Source organism: Chitinimonas lacunae, from assembly GCF_042650885.1.
Lineage (GTDB): Bacteria > Pseudomonadota > Gammaproteobacteria > Burkholderiales > Chitinimonadaceae > Chitinimonas_A > Chitinimonas_A lacunae.
Window position 1 is genome coordinate 3,627,604 of the sequence record NZ_JBHSBU010000001.1, and the last position, 14,590, is coordinate 3,642,193.

The following is a 14,590-nucleotide window of genomic DNA, read 5'->3' on the forward strand; positions in this document are numbered from 1 at the left end:
GGCAGGAATCTTTCCCGGAGGGGAAGGGCGCCCGCTGGCGGAGCGTCGTCCACCGCTTGTTCGGTCGTGCTCGGTGCGCCTGTGCGGTCCGCTGCCGGACCACAGGCAGCCATCTTCGCACATTTATCAGCAAACCCTACTATTTGCCGGAAAAGGTGAGAAGTACCGCCTGTCGTCCGGTGAGTCTCAATAGCCGGCGGCCACGCCATCGGGGCTGCGCGGGTCGGCGTAGCCCAGGAAGCCGTTGGCATCGATGCGGATGGTCTGAGTCACGCCAAACGAGCGCTTGGGCACGACCTTGTGACCTTTTTCGCGCAGCAGCCGCACCGTATCGGGGCTGATGCCGCGCTCGACCCACAGCTCGTCCGGCAGCCATTGATGGTGGATGCGCGGGGTGATCGCTGCCTGGGCCGGGTTCATATCGAAATCGATGGCGTCGATGATGGTTTGCAGCGTGGTGGTGATGATCCGGCTGCCGCCTGGGCTGCCGGTGACCAGCCAGGGCTTGCCGTTTTTCAGCACGATGGTGGGCGACATCGACGACAGCGGCCGCTTGTAGGGTGCCACGGCATTGGCGTCGCCGCCGATCAGGCCAAAGGCGTTGGGCACGCCCGGTTTGGCCGAGAAATCGTCCATCTCGTTATTGAGCAGGATGCCGGTGCCGGCGGCCACGATACCGCTGCCGAAGTTGAGATTGAGGGTATAGGTGGTGCTGGCCACATTGCCCTGGCCATCGGCCACCGAATAGTGGGTGGTCTGGTCGCCTTCATAGGGCTGCGGCCGGCCTGGCTTGATCTCGGCCGACGGCCGCGCCTTGGCCGGATCGATCTGCTTGACCAGCTCGGCGGCATAGGCCGGCGAGGTCAGCCCTTTGACCGGGACCTTGCTGAAATCCGGGTCGCCCAGGTATTCCGAGCGGTCGGCATAGGCGAGCTTCATCGCTTCGGCCTGGATATGGATGGTCTGCGCACTGCCCGCGCCATATTCGCGCAGCGGGTAGTGCGACAGCATATTGAGCAGCTGCACGATATGGGTGCCGCCCGAGCTGGGTGGCGGCATCGACACGATCTGATAGCCGCGATAGTCGCCCGTTACCGGTTCGCGTTCCATCACGCGGTAGCGCTTGAGGTCGTCCAGATTGATCAGCCCGCCATGGCGGCTCATCTCGGCGGCGATCTTCTCGGCAATCGGCCCGCTGTAGAAGGCCGACGCGCCCCGTTGGGCGATCAGCTCAAGCGAATCGGCCAAATCCTCCTGCACCAGCTTTTCGCCGGCCTGTAGCGGCCGGTCGCCTTTGAAGAAGATCTTCTTGGTCGCCGGCCAGCGGCCCAGATGGTCACGGTTGGCGGCAAGCTGGGTCGCCAGATGTTCGCTGACCACAAAGCCTTTGCGTGCCAGTTCGATGGCCGGTGCCATCACCTCGGGCAGTTTGAGGCTGCCGTACTTATTGAGCGCATGGATCAGGCCAGCCACCGTCCCCGGCACCCCGACCGCCAGATGGGTATCGGTCGAGCGTTTCGGCACCACTTCGCCGCGCTCGTCGAGGTACATATCGCGGCTGGCCCGGCCTGGGGCCATTTCGCGGAAATCGAGCGCGATATTGCGGCCGGTGCGCGCTTCGTGGATCACCATAAAGCCGCCGCCGCCGATATTGCCCGCCGCCGGCAGCACCACTGCCTGGGCAAAGCCGACTGCCACCGCCGCATCGATCGCATTGCCGCCACGACGCAGGATGGCCACCCCGATCTCGGTAGCCAGCTTCTGCTCGGAAGCGACCATGCCATGGCGGGCGCGTACCGCCTGAATGGTGTCGTCGTACAGATCGTAGCGCGGCGACTGGGCCGCCACGGGCGCTGCCGTCTGGTCGGCCAGCGCCGGCCCGCACAGGATCAGCGACAGGGCCAGCGTGCTACCCAGCCGGCGCAGTGGGTCGGAAGTCAGGAATTGCATCGGATGTCCTCCATGGAGAGATGGCGGGCCACGGCACCACTGAGCGGCAGCGCGGCTTTTTGGGGTGATTGTCTATATATATTTATATTTTATTTTTGTTGGCTATTTATCTTGCAGTAATTTTTCCGAAAATTTTCCTTTTTGTCGGAAACCCGTCCCTGGACGACTGCAAGGTCTGCCAGCAGCCTGATTTTCCCGCCGCCGCACTCTATCCGATATCGCCTGCCCGGCGGGAGTCGTTCTTGCTGCGCAGCCAGGGCAAACCGAGTCGACCCGGTCTGGCGCCTGGCCGCCTTACCGGTTCCAGAAGGAGCCTTTGCCATGAAAACCACGCCTTCCTCTTCCTCCCTGGGCACCTGGTGGCATATGTGCCGTGCTGCCGCCTCGGCCTGGATCGACGACTACGCCCCGAGCATGGGGGCGGCCTTGGCCTATTACACGGTGTTCTCGCTGGCCCCCTTGCTGCTGATCGTGATTTCGGTGGCCGGCCTCGTGTTCGGCGCCGAGGTGGCACGCGATGCGATTCTGACCGAGATGCGCATGTTGATCGGGATGCAGGGCGCCCAGGCCGTGGAGACGTTGCTCTCCAGCGTCAGCAAGCCTGCCGAGAGTACGGCTGCTACCTTGGTCGGCGTGGTGGTGCTGCTGATCGGTGCCACCACCGTGTTTGCCGAATTGCAGGATGCGCTCGACCGTATCTGGCGCGTGGCGCGGCCCGATAATCGCAGCGGGGTATGGAGCCTGCTGCGGACGCGTCTGCTGTCGTTCGGGATGATTCTGGGAATCGGCTTTCTGCTGATCGTGTCGCTGGTGGCCAGTGCCGCGCTGGCCATGCTGGAGAAATGGTGGGCGCCGTGGTTCGGCGAATGGCTCAAGGTGGCGCAGGTGGTGAATTTCCTGCTGAGCTTTGGCTTGATTACCACGGTGTTTGCGATGATTTACAAAATCATGCCGCGTGTACGGATTTCCTGGCGCGATGTGTGGCTGGGCGCCCTGGTGACGGCCTTGCTGTTCACCATCGGGAAAGCATTCATCGGCTGGTATATCGGCACCAGCGGCGTGGCCTCGGGGTATGGCGCGGCGGGTTCGCTGATCGTGTTGTTGCTGTGGGTGTATTACTCGGCGCAGATTTTCCTGCTCGGCGCCGAATTCACCTGGATCTATGCCCACCAGTTCGGCTCCTTCCGTCAGCTTGAGCCGGTGCGGGTCGTGAAGCCGATGGCCGAAGTCACCCCGCTGCCAGGCAATCTCGGCGGGGTCGAGCATCGCGGGCAGATTTTGCAACCGCCGTTGGGGATGGGCTAAGCGCAGTTCCCGACAATTCGGCGTCAGCGTGTCCGGGCGCAAAGCATCGGGGCACAGCATCCAGCCAGGCTTGGCTGCGCTGCCGATTCAGGTGGATATTCTTCCATTCCGCCACAACATGGAGATAGACAATGGCGGAGTGGAAGACCAACCGTGCCTCCCCTCTCCTTGGCCGCTACCGGTCATGTCTAGCCGTTCTCGGCCGGTCCCACGCCGGCAAAGCGGATCAGCTCCGCCGTCGCTTTTTCCTTGATCGCCAGCCGCTGCTCGGGCGGCAGGCCGTAGCGTTCGCCCAGGGCCACATAGTCCGCTTCCGACAGCGACACCGTCAGGCGCGGCCGTTTCGGGCGGTGGGCGATCGGCAGGTCGAGTACCAGGCGGATCTGGTCAGAGGTCGATAGCTCATTGTCGAACGCAGCGCGGCGGATGGCCCGCAGTACGGCCTCTTCCACATCGAACGCCACCTGGACCGCCTTGAGCGCGCTTTCCGCTTCGCCCCAGCGGGCGGACAGTTTAGGCGGCATCGTCGGACTCCTTACGCTCAGGTCGGGTCAGGCTGACCAGTCGGTCGCGCACCAGCCGGCCTTCGGCCGCTGCGTCGCTGGAGGGTGCCGGATCGGCCAGCCGGCGCAGCCGCAGCCGTTCGAGCGAGGCTTTATCGACCAGTGGGCCGCTCTGGCTGATCGAGCGTATGGCACGGTGGACCGAAGCGCTGGTCTCGACCATGGCCAGCTCGCGCTGGCATTCGCGCAGTTGGGTTTCGACCTGGAGCAGACGACTTTGCAGATTGATGGACGGTTCTGCCTCGGATAAGGCGAGCCGCAGTCCGATCAGAGTATGCAAGGCGGCTTCGAGCCGTTGGCGGCAGCCTTGCAGGGTGGCGGGCGACGGTTCGTGGTCGGACGCGGTGGTCACGAGCTTGTTGAATAGCGCCATGGCGTCCTCACTGCTTCAGATAGTCGGCAAACGCTTCGAGTGCTTCGAGGGCGTTTTCGCTCAGCGCAGCCAGTTCCTGGGCCAGATCCTCGGGCCGCGACTGGCGCGCCAGCGCGCCGAACACCACGAAATAGCCTTCCACCCGGGCAAAGGCCGAGAGCGGCATCGGGATATTCAGATCGAGCATCGCCTCCAGCAGTTCGGTTCGTCGGCTCGGCTCGATCTCGTCGTCGTGCCATAAATAGCAGATGCACAAGGTCTGCTCGCCGCTTTGGGTCAGATAGATCGGCAATTCCTCACGCCCGCCGATGCAGGCCTGCACCACTTCCACTTCGCCGGGAATCGGTTGCCACTCCACGCTCAGCCCATAAACCGTCTGAACGATGCGGGTAGCCGCCTGGATCTGGGTCTGGAATTCAGTCATGGCATACCTGGCTCTGGCAGGCGTGGGAAGTCGATGATGGCGGCACGATAAAAGTGCTGACATAAGATGTCAAGACATAAAATGTCGTGTACGATGCTCATCCTTGGTCGGGCTTGGACGACCTAAGCCTTTTGTGAACTAGCCTGCGAGAGACTGTCATGGCCAATACTTATCCGCTCGAATCCTTGTTTGGCCGCGTGTTATCGCCCTTCGAGCAATTTCTGAAGCACAGCAGTGCCGGCGGCATCGTGCTGATTGCCGCCACCCTGCTGACGCTGGGTCTGGCCAATTCACCATGGAGCGAAGGTTTTCACCATTTCTGGGAACAGCCGATTGGCCTGTTCTACGGCACGGCCTTTCGGCTGGAGATGAGCCTGCACCATTGGGTCAACGATGGGCTGATGGCCCTGTTCTTTCTGCTGGTGGGGCTGGAGCTGAAACGCGAGGTATTGGTCGGCGAGCTGTCCTCGCTGCGCGACGCTGCGCTGCCCGTGATTGCAGCCGCAGGCGGGATGCTGATGCCGGCCTTGCTCTACACCGCCTTCAATGGCTCAAGCGCCGGGGTCAATGGCTGGGGCATTCCGACGGCGACCGATATTGCTTTCGCCATCGGCATCCTGGTGCTGCTGGGCAAGCGGGCGCCTCGCAATCTGATCGTCTTTCTGACTGCGCTGGCAATCGCCGACGACCTGGGCGCGGTGCTGGTGATCGCGCTGTTCTATACCAGCGACCTCAATCAGACGGCGCTGGCAGGTGCGGCGCTGACCTTGCTGGGATTGGGGCTGCTCAACCGCGCTGGCGTGCGGCGGGCGGCGCCCTATTGGGCGCTGGGATTGGTGCTGTGGTATCTGGTGCTGCTGTCGGGCATCCATGCCACGCTGGCGGGCATTCTGCTCGCGCTGACCATTCCAGCCATGCCGGCCTATTCGCCACGTCATTTCGAACAGCGGATCGAAGGTTTACTGGGCGAATTCCGCCAGCAGACCTCGCTCGACGACGCCGGCCCGCTCAGTAACCACCGGATGGCCGTGGTGGCCGCCAATATGGAGCACGCCTCGATTGCCGTGCAAAGCCCGCTGCAACATACCGAACATGGCCTGAGCCCCTGGGTGACTTTCCTGATCGTGCCGGTATTTGCGCTGGCGAACGCCGGGGTGGATTTCCGTCAGCTCGACCTCGTCGCCAGCCTGGGCGAGCGGATCACCCTCGGCGTGATTCTTGGCCTGGTGCTGGGCAAATTCGTCGGCATCAGCCTGTTCAGTTGGCTCGGCGTCAAGCTGGGCCTGGGCCGACTGCCCAATGGCGTGACCTGGAGACATATCCTGGGCGCCGCCTGGCTCGGTGGCATCGGTTTCACCATGTCGCTGTTTATCGGTCAATTGGCGTTCCGCGATCCGATCATGGTCGATCAGGCCAAGGTCGGGATCCTGCTCGGTTCCCTGATCGCCGCCGTGGTCGGCACCTTATGGCTGTTGCTGATCGCGCCGCGTCCGGTTGAGAAAGCGTGAGAGGAGGATGCTGGAGAGAAAGTCAGAAAAGTTGTGTGTGGAATCTATGCAAATACAGTAGCGGATATATAAGCGGAATAAAGTAGTTGGAAAGCGTGAGAGAAGGGCTGCGGAGAAAGAAATAGAAAGTTTTGTGCGGAATCTGTGCAAATACAGTGGCAGATATAAAAGCGGAATAAATAATTGAAGCAAAATTAGACTGCTCTGGGAGAGTGGAGCACCAGATCGGCGGACAGCCTTTTCAAGTGCTCCCTCCTCACTCACCCGTCCGATGGCATCAGACAAGCCACCCACCGGCTTTTCTGCCCTGATGGCTCTGCTTGTCGACAATGGCTGGGGCCGTTAGCATGCGGGCTGTTATCAACTTCGGATAAAGAAAGGAGGTTAATCATGGGTCTTCCAGAACGCGCTCGTTGGTATTTGCGCTTCCTTAGCGATTGCGCCGGCTCCAGTTCTCGTCTCGTCGCGCTGCGATAAGGCGGGCCGGAGCGAAACCTTTCCGATACCCGAGCATTTTCCCCGGTTCTTCCTGTTCGTCAGCGCCCCTGTTGATGTGGATGCGTGCATCCGCCATGTTTAGGCAAGCGCTATGACTACCCTGATTTCCGTCCAATCTCTGCAACTCGATACCGTTGCAGGCACCTTGTTCCACGACCTCTGCTTCACCGTCGGCCTTGGCGACCGTATCGGCCTGATCGGCTACAACGGCAGTGGCAAGAGCACCTTGCTGGCTCTGCTCGACGGCTCGCGTCAGCCTTCGCAAGGCGCCATTCATCGTGCGCGCCAGTGTCGTCTGCAATATGTCGAGCAGCATCTGCCGGCCCGGATGGCTGATCTGACCCTCTACGACGCCCTGTTCGCCGCCCTCGACTACCAGCCCGACCAGCAATGGCGGGTCGATAGCCTGCTGGGCGAACTCGGCTTCGAACCGGATACGGCCAGCGTGCCGGTCAAGTCGCTGAGCGGCGGCCAGCATACCCGGCTGCTGCTGGGACGGGCGCTGTTGCAAGAGCCCAATCTGCTGCTGCTCGATGAGCCGAGCAACCACCTCGATCTGCCTTCGCTGCTCTGGCTCGAGCGCTTTCTGCTCGACTGGAAAGGCGGCTTTATCCTGGTCTCGCACGACCGTCGTCTGCTCGACAACGTCACCCGGCAAAGCTGGATTCTGCGTGATCAGCGCCTCTACGGTTTCGACCATCCGGCCAGTTCGGCACTCGAAGCCCTGGCTGCCGCCGATATGGCGGCCGCCGAGCGTTTTGCGGCCGAACAGAAGGAAATCGACCGCCTGACCGACAGCAGCCGTCGTATCGCGCTATGGGCACGCGACTACGACCATGAAGGCATGGCCCGCAAGGCCAAGTCGATGCAAAAGCGCATCGACAAGCTCAAGGAAGAGCAATCCTTCGTCAGCCAAGGCGCACCGTGGTGTCTGACACTGCGCGGCCAGGCGCTGGCGGCCAAGCAATTGCTGGCGTTTGAGCAATTCGAGGTCCGCCCGGCTGCGGGACTGGCCCCACTGTTCGTCGCCGATGGCCTGTGGTTGCGACCCGGTGACAAGGTGGCGCTGCTGGGAGCCAACGGCAGCGGCAAGACTTCGCTGCTGCGCCAGTGCTGGCAGGGGCTGGTGCAGGAGTCGGCCGATCCGGCTTTCTATCACCATCCGGGCGCGGCGGTCGGTTATTACGACCAGACGCTGCAACGCCTCGATGACCAGGCGAGGCTGGCCGATGCGCTGGCGCCGTTTGCCAATCTGCCCGAGATGGCGATGCGGCGTGCGTTGATCGCAGCGGGTTTCCCGTATTCACGCCACGATCAGCACGTGGCGACCTTGAGCGGCGGCGAGCGGGCACGCCTGCTGTTCCTGGGCCTGTCGCTGGCGAGCTATCACCTGCTGCTGCTCGACGAACCAACCAATCACCTCGATATGGACGGCAAGCAGGAACTGGCCGACGCCCTGGCGCAGTTTGCCGGGGGCTTTCTGCTGGTGTCACATGACCGCGATCTGATCGAGCGCAGTTGCAACCGTTTCTGGGTAGTGCGCGAGGGCCGGCTCGAACAGTGGCTCGATGCACCGAGTGCCTATAGCCGGCTGTTCGAGCCGCCTGCCTCGACCTCGACCATTCGGGCAGAGCGGGCGATGCAGCATTCGGTACCACTCGACGACCCGGAGTGGCAATTGAACCGGCTGTGCGAACTCGAGGCGCTGCTGGCCGCCGATCTGGCGCGCAAACCCCGCCAGCAGCGGCCACAGATGCAGCAGCAGTGGCGCAGCGAGATCGAACAGCTCAATCAGATGCTCGGCCTGGTCGGGTGAGTGGAGAGGAATCCATCAAGAAACAAAAATAAGGAAAATTAGCTGCAAGATAAATAGCGGTATTTTTAAGTAAATAATTAATAAGCGCCGTACAGATTAATGGCCTGTCCGGCGCTTTCTTTATACCATCTCCCTATCCTCCCAAACCGTAACAAGCAAACAGAGCCGTCCCGTTCCCCAAAGCACAGGCGGGTGTCGGATCGCCGTCCATAAGTTGTGGTCTGCGTCCGACCGCATGCGGGTGCAAGGTGGGTTTGGACACTTGGGGGGCGGAATCAGCGGAGGGCACGAGTGAGGCAGATCGGTACGGTGAAAAATTTTTCCTATGCTCAACCCGTTTCCCGCCTGCCTGCCGTTCAAGCAGCCATCTCTGTCACGGAGCACTGCCATGCCTCGCTCGATTTTCCTGTTGCCGCTGTTGGCGGCCTTGCTGACCGGCGCGCCGGCCTTTGCCAAATCCCCGCCCGTGCTACCGTTGATCGCCATCGATACCCAGCTGGCGCCGCAGGAACAGCCGGTCAGGGTCGATTCGCTCACTATCGCTGTGCAGGCGGTGGGCAGTCAGGTCGAGACGGTGATCGACCTGACCCTGTTCAACCCCAACAGCCGCCCACTTGAAGGCAATCTGCAATTTCCCTTGTTGCCGGGCCAGCAGATCGTCGGTTTCTCGCTCGACATCGGCAACGAGATGCGTGATGCCGTGCCGGTCGCCAAGGAACGCGGTCGGCAGGTTTTCGAAGCGATCGAGCGGCGCCGGGTTGACCCGGGCCTGCTCGAAGTGACCGAAGGGAATTTCTTCCGGCTGCGCGTCTACCCGGTGCTGCCCGGTCAGGTCCGCAAGGTGCGGTTGCGGCTGGCCGAAACGCTGCCCCAGGTCGAAGGCGGCTATCGCTATGCCCTGCCGCTGGACCGCTTCCAATCGGTGGAGCGGATCGGCATGGCGGTCACGCTGCCCGCTGGGCAGAAGCCGGAGCTTAGCGCCGCTGACGGGCCGATCCAGCTGGTACGTCAGGGACAGGCGTATATGGCCGATCTGAAGCCGCTGGCAGCCGGTAAACGTCCGCTGACGCTGCGCTGGAAAGCAGCCGAGCGGCCGGTGCTGCTGACCGAACGGGTCGATGGCGAACAGTTCTTTGCCGCCGAAATTCCACTTGGCCCGCTGCCGGCACGGCAAGCCCCGCCGCCCGTTATCGGGCTGCTGTGGGACAGCTCGGGTTCAGGCGCCAAACGCGATCTGGCGGCCGAACTGCGCTGGCTCGAACGCTATCTGCGTGAAGTGAAGCAAGCGGAGGTGCGCTTGATCCGACTGCGCGACCGGGCCGAAAAGCCGCTGTCGTTCCGGATCGAAAACGGTAACTGGCGCGCGCTGCGTGAGGCGCTGGAGCGCACGGTCTACGACGGCGCAAGTTCGCTCGATGGCTGGACTGCGCAGGCCGATGTCGGCGAATACCTGCTGTTTTCCGACGGCATGGTCAATTACGGCACTGAAGGTTTTCCGACACTGAGCAAGAAACAGCGGCTGTTTGCCATCGATTCGAGCGTGGGCAGCGACCGTGACCGGCTGACGGCGCTGACCCTGCGCCATGGCGGCAGTGTGATCGCACTCGATGAAGGACGAAGCGAGCCTTTGCCGTCCGAGCTGCCACGAGTGGTCAGCTTGACTGGTGAAGGGGTGGGACGGCTGGTGTTCGATCCCTCCGACAGCGCGCGGGGACTCCTACGGATCGCCGGTGTGCAGCAAGGCCAGGGAGCGGCCAAGGTCCGGCTCAGGCTCGCCGTCAGTCATGAACTGCGCGAGATCGAGCTGCCTCTGCATGTCGAGCGCAGCAGCGCAAGCGGTCAGGCGGCCCGGCTGTGGGCCCGCTACCGCCTGGCGGGGCTGGGCCGCGATGCCGCCGACCGCGCCGAGACGCGTGCCATCGGCCGGCGTTTCGGACTGGTTACGCGCGATACCTCGCTGCTGGTGCTGGAAAATCTGTCCGACTACGTGCAATACGACATCGCACCACCCCCGTCGCTGCGGGCGCAGTTCGAGCAGCTGCGCGCGGCCAATCAGGCCAGCGAGCGGCAGCAGCGCGAGCGGCAGATCGAGCAACTGGTGCAGCAATATCAGGCCAAGATCGCCTGGTGGGAAACGCGCTATCCCAAGGACACCCCGCCGCGCCCGAAGCTCGATCACAAGATGGCACGTCGGGCGGGCCTGATCGCGCCGCCGGCCGCTCCGGCTCCGCTGGCCGCCGCCGCGGCGGAACCGATGGCCGAGGCGGTGGCGGACAAGGCCGAACAGGCTGCCGCTTCAGACGGCGCTGGCATCCGCATCGCCCTGCAACCCTGGCAGGCCGATTCGCCTGTGCTGCGGGCCTTGCAGAGGGTCCGGACCGAGCAACTCTATCCGGCCTATCTGGCCCGGCGTGCCGCCAACGCCAATAGCAGCGCTTTCTTCCTCGATGTGGCCGATCTGCTGCTGGCCCGCGGCCAGCGCGAACTGGCGCTGCGGGTGCTGTCGAATCTGGCCGAGATGGAATTGGAGAACCGCCATATCCTGCGCATCCTCGGCTACCGGCTGCTCCAGGCTGGCGAGCCGGCGCTGGCCGTGCCGGTGTTCGAACGGGTGCTGGAAATGGCCGAGGAAGAGCCGCAATCGTTCCGCGATCTCGGTCTGGCCTATGAAGCGGCCGGCCGCTATCAGGAGGCGGCCAACCAGTGGGTCGAAGTGGTCAGCCGGGTGTGGGATGACCGCTTCCCGGAAATCGAACTGATCACCCTGGCCGACCTCAACGCCCTCGACGCCCGGGTCGGGCCGCTGCGCATCAACCTCGACCCGCGCCTGCGCCGCAACCTGCCGCTCGATCTGCGTGCCGTGCTGACCTGGGACGCCGACAACAGCGATATGGACCTGTGGATCACCGACCCCAACGGCGAAAAGTGCTTCTACGGCAATCCGCTGACCTACCAGGGCGGCCGTATGTCGCGTGATTTCGTAGGCGGCTACGGTCCCGAGGAGTTCTCGCTGCGCCACGCCAAACCGGGCCGCTACAAGGTCGAAGCCAATTTCTATGGCCACCAGCAGCAGATCGTCGCCGGCGCCACTACCTTGCAACTCAAGCTGACCACCGGCTTTGGCACCCCGGCGATGAAGGAAAAGATGGTGACGCTGCGTCTGCAAGGCGCGGGAAAGACCGTGTTCGTCGGTGAGTTCGAGGTGCCGGCGAAGCACTGAGAACCGCCCTCCACTTGGTTCTTGTCCGGCCCGTGCTGCGTGCGCGGGCCGTTTTGCTTGCTGGGTGGGAGAGGGTTTGCAAGGGGCGGAGAGGAGAGGCTGAAACGGTATGAGAGAGTTTTACTAACTATCCTGCCAATCTTTCAATGGATTGGTGTGGTGGTTGTGGATAGATAAGCCTGAATGCCAATTAATGCGGGGTATTCAAGCTGAATACCCCAATCATTGCTTATCGGGATAATGGAAATTATCGAAGGTTAATAATCTTTACGGCTTCCAGCGTCCTGCCGACCGGCTGTGAAGGCCGATTGGCTGAGTCGAGCCGTGCAGGCCGGTTTGCGGGCAGCCTCCTATCGTCCCCAGGGCTTGCCTAGGCTAGGTGTTAACCCAGTTGTTGTGCTGGACTGGGTCAGGCACGCTGAGTCCCATTGCGAATTTCGGGTGTCAGAAGGAGAGACGAATATGACCCGCCATGTTCAGCGTGCCGATTCCGAGCCGTCTGTCACCGCCCTCAGCCAGGAGCCGGACCCCGCGCTCGACCGCCTGACCCGGCTGGCTGCCAATACCTTCGATGTGCCCATCGTGCTGCTGCAATCGGTGCCCCAGGAAGTCTGCCTGTCGCGCGTCGGCCCCGACGACGGCGTGAACTGGGAAGCCTTGCAGAACTTCTGCCTCGAATATGTTTCCGCAGCGTCCCGCGTAGTCCCCAATGCCCAGACCGACCAACGTTTTGCCAGTCATCCGCTGGTGACGGGGCCGGCCCATCTGCGTTTCTATGCCTGCCATCCGATCCGTGACGGCCAGGGCAATATCGTTGCCATGCTATCGCTGGTCGATCATCGACCGCGCTGTCTGTCGCGTGAGAAATATGCCTGCCTGCGCGACCTGTGCGCGCTGATCGAGACCCAGCTGCGCGACCGCAGCGCCGCCCTGTCGCATGCGCCCGTGACGCTGACTTCCGATCAGGCGTTCGAGCAGGCGGCGGTCGGCATGGCCATCCTGTCGCTCGACGGGCGCTGGCTGCGGGTCAATGTCGCGCTGTGCCGGCTGCTGGGTTACAGCGCCAGCGAACTGTTGCAGCGCGATTGCCAGAGCCTGACCCACCCCGAGGACCGGGCGGCCGATGACGTGCGTCTGCAAAGCGTGCTCGATGGCCTGAGTTCGAGCTATAGCGCAGAAAAACGCTTTTTCCACCAACGTGGCGATGTGGTGTGGGTGCAGGCCAGCATGACCTTGGTGCGCGATGCCGACGGCCAGCCTGACCATCTGCTGGCAGTGATCGAAGATCTCCAGCCGCGCCAGGAAGCCGCCTGGATCGCCAAGGTCGCTCAGGCCGAACTCGAAGCCAGCATCAAGGCCAATACCCTCGAGCGCCGTATCACCACCGATGTGCTGGGGCGGCAGATCGATCGCCGGGTCGAGGCACAACGCGAGCTCGAAGCCGAGCGCAACCGTATCCGCACCTTGCTCCATCATGCCTACGACGCCTTTATCGCGATGGACCAGGATGGCCGGATCGTCGAATGGAATCTGGCCGCCGAAACCATGTTCGGGATCGGTCGCAAGGAAATGATCGGCCGTCTGCTGATCGACAGCATCATCCCGGCCCGGATGCACGGCGTATTCAAGACCCGGCTCGAGCATGTGGTCAGCACGGGCGACCGCAGCCTGTTCGACCGGCCGTTCTCGATCACCGCCTTGCGTCACGGCGGCGAGGAATTCCCGGCCGAGCTGACCGTCTGCGCCGATCGGATCAGCGACCGTCTGCTGTTCAGTGCCTTTTTGCGTGATCTGTCCGAAGTCGAGCTGCAAGGCATACGCGATTACCGCGATGTCAGCCGCGACCGGCTGACGTCGTTGCCCAACCGTTCGCTGTTTGTCGATTACCTGACCCAGGCGCTCGACCGCTCGGTGCGGCAACGGCGCCATGTGGCGGTGTTGAGCATCGATATCGATCGCTTTCACCTGATCAATGAAGAATTCGGCCGGCCGGTCGGCGATGTGGTGCTGCATCAGTACGCCGAACGGCTGCGTAGCGCCGTGCGGCGTACCGACACCGTCTGCCGGCTCGGCGGCGACCGCTTTGCGGTGCTGCTCGAAGGACTGGGCAGCGACCCGCAGGCCGATGCCGGCCGGGTGGGCGAAAAGGTATTCGAGGAATTGAGCCGGCCCATTCTGGCCGACGGCCATCGGATCGAACTGTCGTCGAGCATCGGCATCGCCGTGCATCGCTGTGACGGAATCGGCGGGGTCGATGTCCTGCTGGAGCGGGCCGATGCCGAGATGTACCGGGCCAAACATACCAGATGGCAGCGCTATGTCGCCCGCCGTGCGGGTTAGGGATGTCTAGTTATCATGTCCATAGAACTCAGTTACTCCCAGCGAGTATCTTCGGCCGAGCCGGTCGAAGGACTGCCCTGGCAGTCAGCGGTCGAGCGGCTCGCTGACGGTGGCCAGCGAGTGGCGATGCGGCCCGCTGAAGTCCCCGGCTCGGGAGTGCGGCTGAGCAATGCGCGTTGGCCGCGCAATGGGGTGGTGGCCCAGAGTGGCGATACCCTGACCATCATGGGTCGCTTCACCGTCACCGAGGAAGATGCCGGCCGTCCGGTGGAAATGGTGGTGGTGGCCTGGTACGAGGATGCCTGGCTGTTTGCCTGCCAACAGGGCCGCTGGGTCAACTGGGACGGCACCTGGCCCGGCCTGCCCACCGCCTCGTCGCTGCAACTGACGGTCGGGGTGGTCGATGTGCCACTGGTCGAAGGCACGCTGCCGACCGGCCATTACCAGGTCTATTTCGGCTACCGGGTCCGCGACGAAGCAACGGCCCCGGCCGAATGGCGACTCTCTCTCTATGGACCAATTCGTTTTATGATTAAGTAGTAAAAAGTGCCTGAAAAAAAAATGGGCGTCTTGGGCGTCTTTTTTTATTTCTG

10 protein-coding genes are annotated in these 14,590 nt (G+C 62.8%); 6 read left to right on the forward strand and 4 right to left on the reverse strand.

From position 1 onward, the window contains the following. Positions 1-186: 186 nt before the first annotated feature. Positions 187-1,950: a gamma-glutamyltransferase gene (gene ggt / locus ACFOW7_RS15605; RefSeq protein WP_378165950.1), complete on the reverse strand. Its 1,764-nt coding sequence runs from the start codon at positions 1,948-1,950 to the stop codon at positions 187-189. A gap of 321 nt (positions 1,951-2,271) precedes the next feature. Here ggt and ACFOW7_RS15610 point away from each other — a divergent pair, with 321 nt between their 5' ends. Next, a complete protein-coding gene (locus tag ACFOW7_RS15610) occupies positions 2,272-3,255 on the forward strand; it encodes a YihY/virulence factor BrkB family protein (protein WP_378165953.1) in 984 nt (327 codons plus the stop codon). 188 nt (positions 3,256-3,443) lie between these two features. Here the strand turns inward: ACFOW7_RS15610 and ACFOW7_RS15615 are convergent, their stop codons facing one another. The 3 genes from ACFOW7_RS15615 to ACFOW7_RS15625 are packed head-to-tail and all read right to left on the reverse strand — an operon-like array spanning position 3,444 to position 4,615. After that, positions 3,444-3,779, reverse strand: coding sequence for a hypothetical protein (locus tag ACFOW7_RS15615; RefSeq protein ID WP_378165956.1), 336 nt, complete (start codon positions 3,777-3,779; stop codon positions 3,444-3,446). Beyond that, complete coding sequence (locus ACFOW7_RS15620) at positions 3,769-4,191, reverse strand: hypothetical protein (RefSeq protein ID WP_378165958.1); 423 nt, start codon at positions 4,189-4,191, stop codon at positions 3,769-3,771. Before ACFOW7_RS15620 ends, ACFOW7_RS15615 begins: the two co-directional genes overlap by 11 nt. A 7-nt stretch (positions 4,192-4,198) precedes the next feature. Next, positions 4,199-4,615 (reverse strand): YjfI family protein, encoded by a 417-nt coding sequence (locus ACFOW7_RS15625; RefSeq protein ID WP_378165961.1) that lies wholly within the window; start codon positions 4,613-4,615, stop codon positions 4,199-4,201. Between the two features lie 158 nt (positions 4,616-4,773). Here ACFOW7_RS15625 and nhaA point away from each other — a divergent pair, with 158 nt between their 5' ends. From nhaA to ACFOW7_RS15650, 5 genes are all read left to right on the forward strand, one after another. Further along, positions 4,774-6,123 (forward strand): Na+/H+ antiporter NhaA, encoded by a 1,350-nt coding sequence (gene nhaA, locus ACFOW7_RS15630; RefSeq protein ID WP_378165963.1) that lies wholly within the window; start codon positions 4,774-4,776, stop codon positions 6,121-6,123. A gap of 589 nt (positions 6,124-6,712) precedes the next feature. Further along, positions 6,713-8,437: an ABC-F family ATP-binding cassette domain-containing protein gene (locus ACFOW7_RS15635; RefSeq protein ID WP_378165965.1), complete on the forward strand. Its 1,725-nt coding sequence runs from the start codon at positions 6,713-6,715 to the stop codon at positions 8,435-8,437. Positions 8,438-8,825: 388 nt separating this feature from the next. Further along, positions 8,826-11,657 (forward strand): DUF2135 domain-containing protein, encoded by a 2,832-nt coding sequence (locus ACFOW7_RS15640; protein ID WP_378165967.1) that lies wholly within the window; start codon positions 8,826-8,828, stop codon positions 11,655-11,657. Between the two features lie 462 nt (positions 11,658-12,119). Continuing rightward, a complete protein-coding gene (locus ACFOW7_RS15645; protein WP_378165969.1) occupies positions 12,120-13,997 on the forward strand; it encodes a PAS domain S-box protein in 1,878 nt (625 codons plus the stop codon). Positions 13,998-14,012: 15 nt separating this feature from the next. Then, the gene (locus ACFOW7_RS15650; protein WP_378165971.1) at positions 14,013-14,537 is read left to right on the forward strand and encodes a hypothetical protein; all 525 of its coding nucleotides are present in this window, start codon (positions 14,013-14,015) and stop codon (positions 14,535-14,537) included. Positions 14,538-14,590: the final 53 nt, after the last annotated feature.